Raw genomic sequence first — 14918 nt, forward strand, 5'->3', positions numbered from 1 at the left:
AAGGTCCGCCCCTTTCTTTTTCATAAAGAACATTAGGAACAAGTCTCCTTGATCAAAGGGGTAAGAATCGGTCGTGGGCCAAGTTCCTGGAACATAACCGTCTCACCCCTTCGAATGTTTTGCACTGTATTCATCCACAAGACGGGTTTGGTGAGTTGCTCTACCATTAGGTCTTTTATCCCCGAGGGATCCTCCGGAAAGGGTTCTGCTGTAGCGTTTGAAAAGACGGGGCATCGCGGCCTATGGAACTCGATGTTTGCGTCCTCCAATCGACTACGGAAACGTTCTGCCGCCTCGAGCATGTACCTGCTATGAAAAGCAGCTCCGACCCTCAGTACAATGGCGCGCCCAATCCCTAAAGCGTTGATTCTTGACTCAAGTTCGTTGGTTCGGCCAGAAGGGCCTGCAAAAACAAGCTGAGTAGGCGAGTTGATTGAAGCAGTATCAAAGTCGGAAAATTCTTCAGCGACCAAATCCAAGACAACTTCCGTATCCGAGATATTCGACACCGCGACCATTCCGCCCAAAGAGGGCTGACCATCAGGGGTCTGAGACATACAGCGTCCCCTCTCCCAGGCGATCCAGAGACCTGTGGCAAAATCAATGACTCCCGCAGCAACCAAGGCGTTCAGCTCGCCGAGTGAATGACCTGCGGCAGCATCAGGCTGGATCCCCATCCGTTCGAAAGAGAGGTAATTAAGAGCGTTTACAAAAAACAGGGCCGGTTGAGTATTGTGTGTCTCCCGAAGTTGAGACTCGTTAAGTTCACATAGATCACGGATGTCTAGCCCCAAGACTGACTTAGCCGTTTCAATCTGTCGGGAAAACCGTTCAAAGAGATTGGTACCCATTCCTGAATATTGTGCACCCTGCCCCGGGAAGACAAAGGTAATCATTATCTAGACCTTTCAATCTGGTTATCAACCGCCTGCCGGATGATACGACCAAGATCAGGGCACGCAGTTTGAAGGAAGAAATGCCCGCCCTGGACAAAGGTGGCATTGAAATGCCCCTTGGTGAGATGCTCCCATTCCAAGACCCTAGTCGGAGGGGTCTCTGGATCATCCAGACCAGCAACGGCTGTTATGTCTACGTTCAATGGAGCGATTCTCGTGGTAGACCAATTATCAATCAAATAGAACTCGGTCGCGATGCTATCAAGGACAGGCTCCATAATGTCAGGATTTTGGAGAACAGCCTCAGGAGTGCCCTGAAGTTTTCTTAGCCGGTCAATAACAGAAGCATGCGACATCAAAGCTCTTCCCCCAGATAAAGGATCCGAAGCAGTAGGGGCTGTTCTAGCTGCAACGATTACCTCGACCAAAGGTAGCTCTTCGTAATGGTCTCTGGCAGTCAGATAGGCGACTACCCCTCCCATTGAGTAACCCAAAATAATCAGGGGCACACTACCCCCCACCTCTGCTGCATGACCCGCAACCGCTGCGACCACAGACGCGTAGCTCTCGAGACTCTCCAGCGGAGGTTCATGATGCCGAGTCCCACGCCCCGGCGGTTGTAATACGATGACATCAAGATGGCTCTCATAGCCAATCTCAGTCAAGAGCGGGAAAAATGCACTCGCATTTCCTCCAGCGAACGGGATGATTAATAGGCGTGCTAGAGGTTGGTTTTTTGCCCTTCTATGCAAACCAATCCAAGACAGACCACCACTCCATTCAGGGCGACCTGGAGGAACAACCTCAACTTGGGAATGCATATCCGAGATAGCAGCGAAACCAACGTCAGGTTTTGAACTGTTCACCATCGAAACCCCTTCAATATAGAACCTTCCAGATCCTCCATCCCTTGCAGAGAGTCGACCAGGCTCATTCGGTTCCGAACAGGATCACCTCGGTTCCACAATTCGTATACGTGGAGCCTACTACCAAACTCTGCAGTGGTTAGGTTTCGAACTGCCTGGAAAACAACTGCCTTCTCCTCTGCGTCGATGCCTGCACCACCCATATACCTATTGATGAGTGCAGCCAGCTCAGGCTGATCAAAATCAACCTTTCCGGGGACCATGATCGCACCCGAGCCGCTAATCTTCGTGAGAATCTCTGTGATCCGACCACTAATCTGAGCGGCGAACGTGTCGAGAGCAAGCGTGGAACCTGGAGCCCAGAGACCTCCATTCGTTCGAGAAGCCTCGTCAAGCAAACCCCTGAGGGAAAGCCGTACTAGTTCGACATACTGCGCTATCTCTCCGATACCGCTCTTGATTTCGCGAAACGACTCCACCCCAATTGCTCGAGCAGCTAGCCTTGCTACGCCAAGGGTAAAACGTAGTCTGTGATAGAACCTGATCTGGCCAGCATAAAGAGACCACTTATTTAGGTTCCAAAAACCCTCCACCGCTGTTTCGGCATCATCAAGAAGAAATACTCGCTCAAAGGGAATGAAAACATCATCGAAAAACATCATGGCATCCTGCTCATCAAAGCGATCCGCCAGCTCAGAACTGCCTGCCTTTCTCCCAGCCATGGATGGGCGAGTATAAACGCTCAGCCCAGGGGCATTCATAGGTACAGAGAACCAGCAAACATGCTCAGCAAGTTCTCGTCGGGCATACGTGGGAGACATGTAGATCAAAGCATCATGCGCGTAAGGGGCCATGGTAGCGAGTTGTTTTGCGCCCCTTACTACGATGCCATCCGAATCCCTCTGAACAACCCGTAGCGCCATGTCCGGATTTTCCTTGACACTAACCGAGCGATCCATCTGTGGGTCACCGATCGCATGGGTCAGTATCAAGTCGTTGTCCTTGCAATACTGAAAGTATCCTTCAACGTTTTCGGCGAACCTAACGTCCACGTCGGCCAACCGTGATCGATAATCCCACAGACCAACCATCACATTTGCCATGAAGTCTGGATGCCTTGGCATTAAACCGTTAGTAGCTGCCATCCACCTGTGTGTAGCTGTAAACTTCTCCTCGAGAATTTCCTTTGTGTACGGGAGTGAATACGACTTACTCGTCCTTGGTCCGTTACTAGACTGCTCCGTTACGGCAGTTGCCATAGGCTCGTCATGCTGTAAATCCTGCAGCTCAGCAAGAAAACGAAGGGGAGGCAACATGTTTGGATGCTCAGTAACGTCAACCAACTCCCCTTCATGCCAGACCCTGCGCCCATCACGAAGGCTATTCAGCAAACGGTCACTCGTCCAGATGCCCTGAGCCTGTTGCGACGAAGCCTCCCCGGGTGGCCATTTGGGGATATCCATTTGGGCTGAAAATTTAGACACTCTTGGTTTCCTCCTCATTAGTGACAGGCCCCGAAGAACCCAGTCTTTCTATGAACGCCTCATACTCGGCAATGAATATCTCCGGATGTGTAAGATACGGAAAATGTCCTGCTCCCTTTACACAGACCCTGCGCGTACCCTGGAGGGCTTCAGAAATCTCGATGGAATGCCTGGGATCGATGATTTGGTCGGCATCTCCATAGAGACACAAGGTTGGGGCTGTAATTCGATTCAAGACAGGCATCATGCTAATTCCCATCATCTCATTGAGATAGCGAAGCGCCACGAGGAAGTTAGCCTTTTGAGAGTCGAGAAGCAGCTGACGGCAGTCATTCACAAATGAGCCCGCTCCATTCTTTCTTCCGCCTGATGTTGCATCTAAGACTGCATCGAAGTCACGATGAAGAGTGGCGATGGAAGATTCAGCAAGATCCTGAAAATCCTTTGAACTCATAGTCGAAGGGTCTCCAGCATCGAGATCCGAAGCATCATGGAAAGCGCCAATCAGCGTTAAGGAAGCGGTCTCCGCAGGGTAATCAGCAGCGAAATGCATAGCGGGTACGGAACCTAAACATGATGCTGCTAAGTGAACCGCCCCTGTGATACCCATGGCCTTCAGTGCCGCTCTTGTGGCACGCGCCACCCCCCGATTATCGCAACCAGTTATTGGAGTACTTAACCCATAGCCCGGTTGATGAACCACAATAAGCTCATGTTCATCCGTCAAACTAGAGTTCATCACATGGAGCCAAACAGGGGCAGTCAAGGCAACAGCGCACAGCAAGACAACAGGATCTCCCTCTCCAACCCTGAAAACTTCAACTTCCGCACCGCCTTCGAGCTCGACAAGGCCGTGAACAAGATCCCCCTTTGAGAATGCACCACTGCCAAGATTCAGCCCCGCAGCGGAACGTAAACGATCCTCGTCAAACAACCGAGGGTAGCTGCGGAAAAAATCCTCCATCTGATGCTGCGGAACCCTACGTAGTATCGAAAAACTAGCATTGTTTCCTTGAGAAGGAACTGAAGTTTCTGCGTTTAATGGGGGGATGACTCCAATAAAGAGTCCTCCTGTTCATGAGAAATACTGCCTTCAACAGAAGACAACGGAGGCTCCACGGAATGACTTAACGTATTATCTCCCCCGCCCTGCAAAAGGAGTGAGATCTCTGGGTGGTCTCGCTCAATAGCTTCGGCAATGTGCCTTAGATTGCTATTGTCCAACAACAAGGCAGTGGGCACCGGGCCAAGCTGCTCCTCTATAGTAGCCTGGATGTTTACGATAAGGAGAGAATCCACGCCATAGTTCAGGAGATCAGTATCGGGATCCAAAGATTCGGGTTCTGTCCGGAGAACCTCAGCAAAAAGATTTCTTAGATTCTCTAACACTTTCTCTCTAGAACCCATACCCTCTTCACTCACGACGAGGGAGGTTGCCCCCACTTCAATAGCATTCCCACCCTCAACCTCTTCAGCCGAAAAACGCAATCCCTCGGATGTTTTAGGATCAGCAACACTCAATGCGCGTGGATCCTCACCGCTGGGTTCAAGAATGTCGAAGCCCATTCGCGCTAAGGCATGATCTTCTGCAATCGCGAAAACCGCATTGGCTTCTTTTCCGTTCAACACTGAGTTAAGGGCGGAGACTCCCTTGCTTGAATTAATTAAGCCAATTCCTTTAACACTGAGTCCCTCAGCAACCTCAGTACCAATTCCTTCCCAGAATCCCCAGGCAACAGCATAGATTGGCAGATCTCTCGCCACAGCCTGTCCAGCAACTCCAAGTTGATAAGAACACCCAGCAGTATAGGAAGACCATCCCACACTGCCTACATACGCATCAAAGGAAGAGAAGAGGAGAACGAAGTCAAGGTCTCTCGTTTTTGCAAGTTCGACAACAGAGTCAGTCCCCCCAACTTTTCCACTAATCCCCTCTCTAAAATCCTCCTCCGTCACATCTGGTATCCGACGGATGTCCCTGTTCATCGTCAAATGAAGAATCCCATCTAATGGGCCAAACTGTTCCTCACCGTAACCAACCACTTCTTGTAGCGCCCGGAAATCGCAGACATCGGCACAACCATGCCAGACATCCCCTCCCAGAGAGCGCACCTGATCGATTACCTGTTGAGCTCCAGAGGAAACTTCGCTCCTAGATACCCAGGTGATTCTTGCCTGATGAGTCTTAGCTAGCTGCAGACTTAGCTGTCGGCCGATCGTTCCGGGGCCACCGATCATGAGATAATGACCCCCTCGTCGGAACCTAGAGGATGTTTTATTTATGAAGACTGTCTCTTGCAGAGTCTCACGGAAAATCTCCTTGTTCCTTAAAGCTAGTGGCCTGTCCAATCGGCCCCAGGTCAACACCCTGGAAATAGCGTCGGCCTCTTCACCCGAGATCCCACTCTCCGACTCAATATCTAGGTGAGCTACAGACCCCCTCAACTCCCGTGACATAGTATGAACGTAACCAGGCAGTCCAGACGGTGTGGTCACAGTTTCTAAGGGCCCCACCGCGCCCCGAGTCACAACCGTTACGTCAGTGTTTCCTTGGCCACCTTCCGCCCGACTTGCCATTTCCTTCGCAACTGCGTGTAGTGCAACTACTTCTTCCGCTGCGCGGCCTTCACGGCCGCCAGCAACGAACACAATCACATCTGGTTTATCTACCAAGCGAAGACAGCTTCGAAGCCCAGAATAGTCGCCAAGCCGGATCGACCATCCGCCGTCTTTAAATAGATGGCTGTTGCCGGTAGATGTCAGTATCACCGTCTGACAGTCGGCTTTTCGGAAACGAGGGGTCTGCTGAAGAATAGAAGCTTCTTGCTGGCTAGAAGCAAAGAATAATACACGCCGGGGGGTTGGATTAGGTTCCTCCGACGGCTTAAAATGGCACCATTGACTCTCGAAACGGCGAAGCTCGCCTGGCGCAGTGGGAACAAGGCTTGAGACGATCAAAGCGTTGCACGTCAGAATGGGATCATTTCTCTTATCGACGACCATCAAGCACAGATAGTCACCGAATCTCTGCAGGATGAATGACCCCTCTTGTGGAAGTACACGATGCCCGACCACTTCACCAGTGAGAATCGGTTCATACCGAAGGTTAAAAGCATCCACCGCAGAATCTAGCATCTCCTGCAAGAGTGTCGACGGGGTTGGGTTTGACCCTAGACTGAACTCGACCAGCGCTTCCTCCTCAGCCGCGCCTAACTTCGCCTCATGGCAATCGGCAGAATCCTCCGCCTCAGGAACACTCTCTTGGGCCGCCCCCATCGAGATGGTTGCGAATCCTGCAGATGGCACATTGGAGACTTTCGCTTCAGCAACCAAACCATCGCCTACAAAACAATCAAGGTAAAGCGCTGCCTGTAGTTCCTGGCATTCAACCCTGATACTTCGGACTTCATCTTCTTTCAGAAATCTACAATCCTCTTTCTGTTCGATTCTGGCGACGAACGTCTCAGCACGCTTTCCAGCATTTTCGACTAACGCGCCGACTACCCTTGCCTGTTTGCCCACAGGGGTTTGCACAAAGCGCTCGGCGCTTCCTCCAGTCCCCCCTACATCCACAGACAAACTCTTCGCCCGAGAATCGCCAGGCCTCTCCTGTGGTGCCCAGCAAACCTTATGATCAAACGGATACAGCGGAGGATTGGCCTCCACCGAGGGTCGAACCGGGGGATCACTCCATTCCACATCAACCCCTTGCACCCATAATGACCCAAGCTTCCCAAGGTTCCTCTGAGCTATCAAACGACCGATGTACTCTTGATTGACTTCCTTCGAAGCTAAGGAAGAGTCAGATTTTGCCACCCTCCCCTGAAGAACTCCGTCGCGTCCTGTAATAACTGACTCGTAATCCAACGAGACTGATCTCAGATGCGAGAGAAAAGCCTTCGGACTCTCCGCGAGAATGGCCAGCCGGTACTCCATCGAGTCCCGCCCAGTACGAGTCGCATACGATAGAGAGCTGAACCACTCCCGTTCCGCTTGCTCTGTACGCGGTAAGCACCCTGGGATAGCACAGCGTTGAACCGACTGAACCAAATCATCCACTGTCCGACAACCAAGGACTACTTCTGTACTCAAAACCACCCCCGTAAAGCGACAGATCGCTGATACCAGCCTCTCCACTTCATCATCCTCAGGAAGTAAGGTACCGAGACTATCCTCTGGTTCTACAAACCGAACTGCAATCCCTGCAGTATCTGCTACAACCCCAGTTACTACCCTCTCAAGCTCCTTAGCACGATCAGTGTTGCCGCGGTTTAGGAAAGACTCGACCAGTTCGATGTATTGCCCGACGAGCAAACGGAGGGACTCGACGGAAGCCGCCGATAAAAGGAAAATCTCTTCTCTATCTTGAGCCCGCTTTTCTGCACCGTCCGAGGAAATCCCCTCCTCCTCAGGAACAGACTCGAGCAGCACCGTAGCATTCGTGCCTCCTGCACCAAAGCAGTTAATCAACGCTCGGTATGGTTCACCACGACCCTCAGCGTTCCTTTGCGGCACCCACGGTGAAACCGAATCTTGCAACCTAAATGGACTGTTCCCAAAATCGATGTTTTCATTCACATCAGATGAATGTATAGACGGCACAAGAGTCTTGTTCCGCATCTGTTCAATGACCTTGACGACTCCAGCAATACCAGCTGCAGACTCGAGATGGCCCACGTTCGACTTCACGGAACCGATCGGAATATCTGCGCTGCTTACCCCTTGCCGTTCAAAAACCCTTGTGAGAGAACGAACCTCTATAGGATCCCCAAGAACAGTTCCTGGAGCATGAGCTTCCACGTAATCAATCTTCTCCGCTGGCGTCCCTGAGGATGCAAGAACGTTATCCATGAGAGAAACCTGAGCCTCAACATTCGGCATCGTAAAGTTTGACACCCTTCCCCCATGGTTAACCGCCGTCCCTTTTACGATCGCAAGGATCCTGTCACCGTCTCGCTCAGCTGCACTTCTTTTCTTAATCACAAGTGCCCCTGACCCTTCTGAAGGAACGTAGCCATCGGCATTAGCGGAGAAGGGCTTACACCGACCATCACGCGCTGCGAATCCTGTACGACACAACACAAAGTACTTATTTGGATGGGTAGTGAGGTTTACCCCTCCGACTACAGCCATGTCACACTCATCAGCACGGAGGCTCTGAATGCCAAGATGAAGCGTAACTAGAGAGCCCGAACACATCGTGTCAACAGGAATTGAAGGTCCCGTCAGGCCGAGGGCGAAGGATGCCCTGTTCGCAATCGTTGCATATGACGCTCCCGCATCAGCCGTCATAGACCCGTAATGCTGGTAAGACCCCCACATGGCTGCGACGTATAAACCAATACGCTTCCCCTCACGCTTTTTTCGAGGATATTGCGCATCCTCAAGCGCATGGTAAACAGTCTCTAAGAAAACCCTTTCCTGGGGATCTATCGAATTCGCCTCAAGCCTAGACATATTGAAAAAAGCTGGGTCAAATAGACGGTGATCAGGAATAAACCCTCCCCATCTACTGTAAGAACGTCCAGGGATCCCAGCACGCTCATCCCAGAAATTCCTCCAATCCCACAGCCGGGAAGGAATCTCTTCAATACAATCTTTCCCCTCATTGAGGTTAGACCAATATTCTGCAATATCATCAGCCATCGGAAATTGGCCAGCCATTCCAATGACCGCGATATCATCGTCATCGGCACGCCCTTCATTCACTGTAGGACACTCCATTCCCTCTGAACTGTCACTTGCCGTTGGCTCCAAGCTCAAGGAATTGTCCTGTTTTGTAAAGATCGCCGGAGCTACCCCCACAGCGCCACTTTCAGGTTCACTACCGACTGAAACAACGGACGGCTCGGACCGTAAATCCCCTTCCAATCCGTCATCAATGTTCACGCCAATCTCAAACGACGGAGCAGACGACGAGGGCGACGTTTCACTGAAAAGACCCTTCTTTACCCCCTCTTTCTCGTCGTACACCATCTCCAGATATTCAACCAGTTCAAACACTGTCGACATCTCAAACAGCAATGACTTGCTCAGAGGACCATAAATCCTCTCAAGCCTCTCAATAATCGCCACACGAAGAACCGATTCAACGCCCATATCATGAAAACTAGAGTCAGGAAAAATTGAATCTGAGGTAACTCCTGTCTCCGCAGAAACAGCGTCGATGACAGCGGCCAGATGCTTGCTTGACATAGATGTTGACAAGGGACCCCCAACTATGCGGTTTCAGCCTCCTGGCACGCACGTCTGGAAAGTTTCAAGGAGGCTAGTTACGAGAATAAGTTGACTCGGCTGGACAGTTCATCCGTTGACGTTATGGGTTCAATTTAGCACAGGTTGAGACGATCCCCGCAGAGTAAATAGATTGTTAACATCATGTTCAAACGCTATTCACCATCCAAGATGGAGTACTGGATACCAGCAGCAGTCGTCCACGACATATAACATCACAAGGACGAATAACGCTCCTCAAGAAGGCGGGATGATCCACACATCCAGATAAAGTCCCAGCCAACCTCGCCCGATAAAGAGCTTAAGTTGTTAAAATGCATGCGATAACGTCCCCTGTTGGCTTTCCAGCCTTTAAGCGACGTTTTCCACCCCAACATGATTGGGTCTTCACCCAAATTCTGGCAAAACTTACCCAAAGGCCCCTATCGATGAAAATCAACTCCATCCTCGTGGCTAACCGTGGGGAAATTGCTGCCCGTGTCATCAGAACGATTCGCGACCTCGGACTGAGATCCGTAGCCGTTTACTCACCTTCTGATGCTCAAACGCCAGCCGTGGAGCTTGCCGATGATGCTTACGTGCTGGAGGGAAGCACCCCTCAAGAAACCTATCTCAACACTGACAAGATCATCGACATTGCCAAGCGATCCGGCGCAGAAGCAGTCCACCCTGGTTATGGTTTTCTTTCAGAAAGCCCCAGTGCTGCGCGGTCCATCACAGAGGCTAATCTGGTTTGGCTAGGCCCCTCAGCCGAGACCATCGAGCGTTTAGGAAACAAGCTAAACGCTCGTCGGTTAGCTCAAAGAGCAGAGGTCCGCACCATCCCCGGATCCATGCAACCAATTTGTGACATGAATGAGGTAGATGGGTTTGTAGACACACATGGCTTTCCGGTGATTCTCAAGCGTTTCGATGGTGGCGGCGGACGTAGTATAGAAACCCTACACAGTAAAGAAGATATAGAAGACTTTGGTAAGCGCCACGCAGTGACTGGAGGCGACATTGATCGGTTCTTCATTGAAAAACTAATAAATTCTGGAAGGCATGTTGAGACTCAATGCATGCGTGACACTAGAGGGAACTTCAGCCTTGTCACTACGCGTGATTGCTCCGTCCAGCGACGACACCAGAAGATCATCGAGGAGGCCCCAGCCCCTTTTATCACAGAGCCAACCCTTGCAACCCTAAGAAATTGGTCACGGAAGCTATTTGAGCATTCCAACTACGTTGGAATCGGAACCTGCGAGTTTCTGCTAACCAAAGGCGGAGAAGTTTTCTTTCTAGAAGTCAACCCTCGTATCCAAGTGGAGCATACCGTTTCTGAGGAAATCACAGGAATCGATCTAGTGGAGGCTCAGATCATCCTTGCAACCGGTGGCACACTTCCAGATGTGCCAGAGCCGCGGGGTCATTCGATCGAGCTACGGATCACTTCTGAGGATCCATCCAACAACCTAACTCCCGCCTCAGGAAGTATTCATGAACTCGCCTGGCCTATCGGCCACGGGGTGCGCATAGAGTCGGGGATTAGCCTTGGCGGCGAAGTAAACCCAGAGTTCGATTCGACGGTCGCCAAGCTAGTTGTAACCGGACCAAACCGTGCCCGTTCGATTGCTCGGGCCCATCGGGCTCTCGCGGAGCTAAAGATTAAAGGAGTAACGACCTGTGCCCCACTGTTGCATGTTGTTTTAGAGCACCCAGATTTCAACGCTAGTAACCGGTCTGGGATGAAGATACATACCCGTTGGCTGGAAGAGGAGTTGTTGGAGTCTCTTACCGAAAAGGAACTAGAGAGTCTCGGCAGGGTTACTCCGGAGGGAGACCAAAACATGATGCTCAGTGACTGGACAGCGCACAGTATCGTTGACCCGACCCAAACCTTTCGCGCACAGATCGATGATCGGTTGCACAGAGTTTCGTTCCCAGACGGGATTCCCATCCCCAAAACCACCACCTCCTCATTGAATCCTGCCAACCTTTCCTGTATTGACTGTTCCACCGCTACCGGCGAGAAAAAGCGTCAGCGCGTGCAACCGCTGCGTAACTCAGGCCAAGTAAGGAGGAGACAAGCCTCTCTCTCCGAAGTAGGACAGAATGAACTCACAAACAAGGGCGAGGTTTTTGCTCCTAAACAAGGCATCGTTGTTCGTGTATGTGTTGAGCATGGGCAGCAGATCAGGAAAGGTGACATTGCTATTGTCTTGGAAGCAATGAAGATGGAAACCTACGTTCACGCCCCAGTCTCTGGAACTCTAACCAGCATCGACGTTCAGATTGGTCAAAAAGTATCCGCAGGAACTCCCTTGATGTGCATTAAGACAAGCGAATAAATCATCCCCGCAAGAAATAGGTCTAGGAATGACAGACTTAACACAACCTTTTCATGTAGGCAGTCTAATCGATTACTCCACACTATCGTCTTATGCCGATTCAAAAGCAGAATCAGTACAACATCCCAAAGGAAAACTGACAGCTCGAGAGCGAATAGCCCTACTCTGCGATGAGGGATCCTTCATCGAGCATGGTCGTTTCTTCGGCGGTGACCCAGCTCAAGGTTTTCTAGGTTCCGCCGCCGTGACTGGATTTGGATCAGTCGCGGGGCGTCCTGTCGCCGTATACGCACAAGATTTCTCCGTAAAGGGGGGAACCCTCGGAAGGGTAGAAGGCGAGAAAATCACCAGCCTAATAAACAGTGCTATCGAGCAAGGAGTGCCATGCTTCTCATTGTTAGATTCCGGCGGAGCACGCATCCAGGAGGGCGTTGGGGGCTTAGCAATGTACGGTCGAATCTTTCGCGCCTCCTGTCGAGCTTCTGGATATATCCCTCAAATCTCTCTCATACTTGGACCATGCGCGGGTGGTGCCGTTTATTCGCCAGCTCTTACCGATTTCGTCATTATGACCGAGAGAAACTCTCATATGTTTATCACTGGCCCTGACGTCGTACGCGCCGTCACCGGTGAGGAAGTCAGCCTTGACGATCTAGGCGGAGCGAAAATGCACGGTGCTGTTTCTGGCGTAGCACACTATCTCGCCCAAGACGAAAGGGATGCTCTCGACTATGCTCGATCCTTGCTAAGTTACCTTCCCCAGAACTGCAACAGTAAGCAAGATCCATACACATACATCCCCCCTTACCAAGACGAAGAGTCTGCGCGCAACGTCGGTGAATTTGTACCCCAAGACTCTCGCATACCTTATGACGTTACTGAAGTGATTAAAGCACTCGTCGACCATGGTGAGTTCGTCGAGACTCACGAACACTGGGCAAAATCAGCTGTTACAGGGTTTTCTTGCATCGATGGACGGCCCATCGGAATTGTTGCCAACCAGCCACTGCATAATGCAGGCACCCTTGACGTCGAGTCTTCCGAGAAGATCGCCCGTTTCGTGCGCTGTTGTGACGCTTTTGGCCTACCTGTGGTCACCCTCGTCGATGTACCTGGCTACCTTCCTGGCGTCGAACAGGAACGCGCTGGAATCATCCGTCGTGGCGCTAAAGTCATCCACGCGTATGGAAACTCAACCGTCCCACTGATCACAATAATCACACGAAAAGCTTACGGTGGAGCATACATAGTGATGGGCTCTAAAGGTATTGGCGCAGACCGCACCTATGCTTGGCCCAAAGCAGAGATAGCAGTGATGGGGGCCGAAGGGGCTGTCCAGATACTGAAAAAGCGAGATCTAGAATCCGCTCCGAAAGAGCATAGAGCAGCCATTGCCCAAAAGCTGTCCAAAGAGTACGCTGCTCAACACATAAATCCCAACCTTTCCGTTCAAATGGGAGAGCTAGATGGGGTCATTAGCCCTTCAGAAACTCGTAGCGCCATTACCACTGCACTCTCCCAGTTAACAACCAAGAACCGCAAGGACGGCCGCCTTAAGTACCATTCCAACAGCCCCTTGTAGAAAAGACCCTTCACCCCTTGGCTAATGTCAAATGGGAGACCTTCAAGGTCTACAAACACCCCTTCCTTGCCCCGTCCCTCTCTAACAAACGCGATACCATTACAGACGCATCAAACATGACGCCGCCATGATCGGCAGAGCGCGCCACACAACTGCTAGACCAAAGTTAATTTTACGGTTACTAAAGGTAAACCACTAGTGTATGCAGGTTGAATTAAAAAATCACAGGTGTACACGCAACAAGGGGTCAGGTAGCGTGAAACATGCAAAGTTAGCACCCCGGTCGCTGTTCAGTCGAGCAACCTATACCAGCACGAAGACTGTAGAAGGAGAACAATGAGGCTAACCGTTTTATTCCTTGGAATGTTTGCGGTGGGAGTTGATGGTTTCGTAATTGCCGGAATCCTCACTCCAATTTCAGAGGATCTTGGAGTAAGCGTTTCCACAGCGGGTCTATTAGAAACATCTTTCGCGTTAGCTGTCGCTTTGCTTGCACCGTTTGTGCTAACCTTCATGGGTTCGGTCAAGCCCCGAAAAGCCCTGGTTGCCAGTCTCATTCTTTTCACGGTCTTCAATCTCGTCTCTGCATTTGCACCATGGTTTTGGCTTGTACTGGTTGCTCGAGTACTGGCCGCGATCAGCGTAGGAGTGTTCACAGCCACCGCCCCCGTCGCAGCTTCGATGTCTGTACAGCAAGAAAAGCAAGGCCGCGCTTTAGCCATTGTAACTTCGGGGATGACAGCAGGAATCGTACTTGGTGTCCCGATCGGCATTATCCTCACAAACGAGCTAAGTTGGCGTTGGAGCTTTACACTCGTGGCAATGCTGGGGCTAATCGCAGCGATCGGATGTAGCACTCAATTTGCAGGTCTCCCCGCCCCTCCCCCAGCAACCATGAAAGAAAGGGGTCGAGTAGTGACTCGCCCCGCGATTCTTTTAATGTTGATCACCTTGTTGATCTGGATGGTAGGCGGATACGTGCTTTACATTTACATGGGGCCAATGCTGGAGTCTGTGGCCGAGCTCTCCTCAGAGTCCCTGCCCTACATTTTCTTTGGCTTTGGAGTCATGTCCATCATTGGCAACCTATTGGGGGGCGTGGCAACGGATCGGTTGGGAGTGACGCCCACATTACTAATCGGCCTTCTAGGTGGAGGATCCGGGTTGGCCCTTTCATCTCTGTTCGGCCACAACCAGGTAGGAGTCGTCGTTGCCGTTCTCATATGGTCATTGGCAGGCTGGATGCTCACCCCTCCACAACAGTTCCGTTTGCTCGCCCAAGCCCCCTCACAAGCGCCCGTTCTAATGTCACTGAACGCTTCCGCCCTATATCTAGGAATGGGTCTTGGTGGTTTAATCGGAGGACTGGTTGTACGACATGGTTCGCTGAGGGACCTCGGTTGGGTCGGTTCCATTTTCGAAGCAATCGCTATAATGCTAGTCCTTCTGCAAACCAGAATTGGTTCCCAGGAAAACAAAACCGCAGGATCTAACTCCAAACAGAAAGAAGACTCTGTTGCCTAACT

The 14918-nt window shown here is 51.2% G+C and carries 8 protein-coding genes; 3 read left to right on the top strand and 5 right to left on the bottom strand.

Annotated features, from left to right (window positions below; genetic code table 11):
- Positions 1–32: 32 nt before the first annotated feature.
- The 5 genes from WMP96_RS10105 to WMP96_RS10125 all read right to left on the bottom strand — a co-directional run bounded on the left by WMP96_RS10105 (position 33) and on the right by WMP96_RS10125 (position 9441).
- Positions 33–896 carry an ACP S-malonyltransferase gene (locus WMP96_RS10105; protein WP_301716598.1) on the bottom strand — a complete coding sequence of 288 codons (864 nt, stop codon included), beginning with the start codon at positions 894–896 and terminating at the stop codon, positions 33–35.
- The gene (locus tag WMP96_RS10110) at positions 896–1765 is read right to left on the bottom strand and encodes a thioesterase II family protein (protein ID WP_301716599.1); all 870 of its coding nucleotides are present in this window, start codon (positions 1763–1765) and stop codon (positions 896–898) included. Before WMP96_RS10110 ends, WMP96_RS10105 begins: the two co-directional genes overlap by 1 nt.
- Positions 1759–3264, bottom strand: coding sequence for a 4-hydroxyphenylacetate 3-hydroxylase N-terminal domain-containing protein (locus WMP96_RS10115; RefSeq protein WP_340433255.1), 1506 nt, complete (start codon positions 3262–3264; stop codon positions 1759–1761). Before WMP96_RS10115 ends, WMP96_RS10110 begins: the two co-directional genes overlap by 7 nt.
- Positions 3239–4210, bottom strand: coding sequence for an alpha/beta fold hydrolase (locus WMP96_RS10120; RefSeq protein WP_340433257.1), 972 nt, complete (start codon positions 4208–4210; stop codon positions 3239–3241). Before WMP96_RS10120 ends, WMP96_RS10115 begins: the two co-directional genes overlap by 26 nt.
- A 74-nt stretch (positions 4211–4284) precedes the next feature.
- Entirely contained in the window at positions 4285–9441 is a 5157-nt protein-coding gene (locus WMP96_RS10125) for a beta-ketoacyl synthase N-terminal-like domain-containing protein (protein ID WP_340433260.1), read from the bottom strand.
- Between the two features lie 467 nt (positions 9442–9908).
- Between WMP96_RS10125 and WMP96_RS10130 the strand changes: the two genes are divergently transcribed.
- The 3 genes from WMP96_RS10130 to WMP96_RS10140 all read left to right on the top strand — a co-directional run bounded on the left by WMP96_RS10130 (position 9909) and on the right by WMP96_RS10140 (position 14916).
- Entirely contained in the window at positions 9909–11810 is a 1902-nt protein-coding gene (locus WMP96_RS10130) for an acetyl/propionyl/methylcrotonyl-CoA carboxylase subunit alpha (protein ID WP_340433263.1), read from the top strand.
- Between the two features lie 28 nt (positions 11811–11838).
- The gene (locus WMP96_RS10135) at positions 11839–13392 is read left to right on the top strand and encodes an acyl-CoA carboxylase subunit beta (RefSeq protein WP_340433266.1); all 1554 of its coding nucleotides are present in this window, start codon (positions 11839–11841) and stop codon (positions 13390–13392) included.
- 336 nt (positions 13393–13728) lie between these two features.
- Positions 13729–14916 carry an MFS transporter gene (locus WMP96_RS10140; protein ID WP_301716604.1) on the top strand — a complete coding sequence of 396 codons (1188 nt, stop codon included), beginning with the start codon at positions 13729–13731 and terminating at the stop codon, positions 14914–14916.
- Positions 14917–14918 lie beyond the last annotated feature (2 nt).

The sequence above is a fragment of the Corynebacterium sp. KPL4035 genome, assembly GCF_037908325.1.
In the GTDB taxonomy this organism is placed as follows: domain Bacteria; phylum Actinomycetota; class Actinomycetes; order Mycobacteriales; family Mycobacteriaceae; genus Corynebacterium; species Corynebacterium kefirresidentii.

Bases quoted from the DNA above. Each gene is read 5' to 3' on its own strand.
- WMP96_RS10105 (WP_301716598.1), bottom strand. From the start codon at position 896: ATGATTACCTTTGTCTTCCCGGGGCAGGGTGCACAATATTCAGGAATG.
- WMP96_RS10110 (WP_301716599.1), bottom strand. From the start codon at position 1,765: ATGGTGAACAGTTCAAAACCTGACGTTGGTTTCGCTGCTATCTCGGAT.
- WMP96_RS10115 (WP_340433255.1), bottom strand. From the start codon at position 3,264: ATGAGGAGGAAACCAAGAGTGTCTAAATTTTCAGCCCAAATGGATATC.
- WMP96_RS10120 (WP_340433257.1), bottom strand. From the start codon at position 4,210: ATGGAGGATTTTTTCCGCAGCTACCCTCGGTTGTTTGACGAGGATCGT.
- WMP96_RS10125 (WP_340433260.1), bottom strand. From the start codon at position 9,441: ATGTCAAGCAAGCATCTGGCCGCTGTCATCGACGCTGTTTCTGCGGAG.
- WMP96_RS10130 (WP_340433263.1), top strand. From the start codon at position 9,909: ATGAAAATCAACTCCATCCTCGTGGCTAACCGTGGGGAAATTGCTGCC.
- WMP96_RS10135 (WP_340433266.1), top strand. From the start codon at position 11,839: ATGACAGACTTAACACAACCTTTTCATGTAGGCAGTCTAATCGATTAC.
- WMP96_RS10140 (WP_301716604.1), top strand. From the start codon at position 13,729: ATGAGGCTAACCGTTTTATTCCTTGGAATGTTTGCGGTGGGAGTTGAT.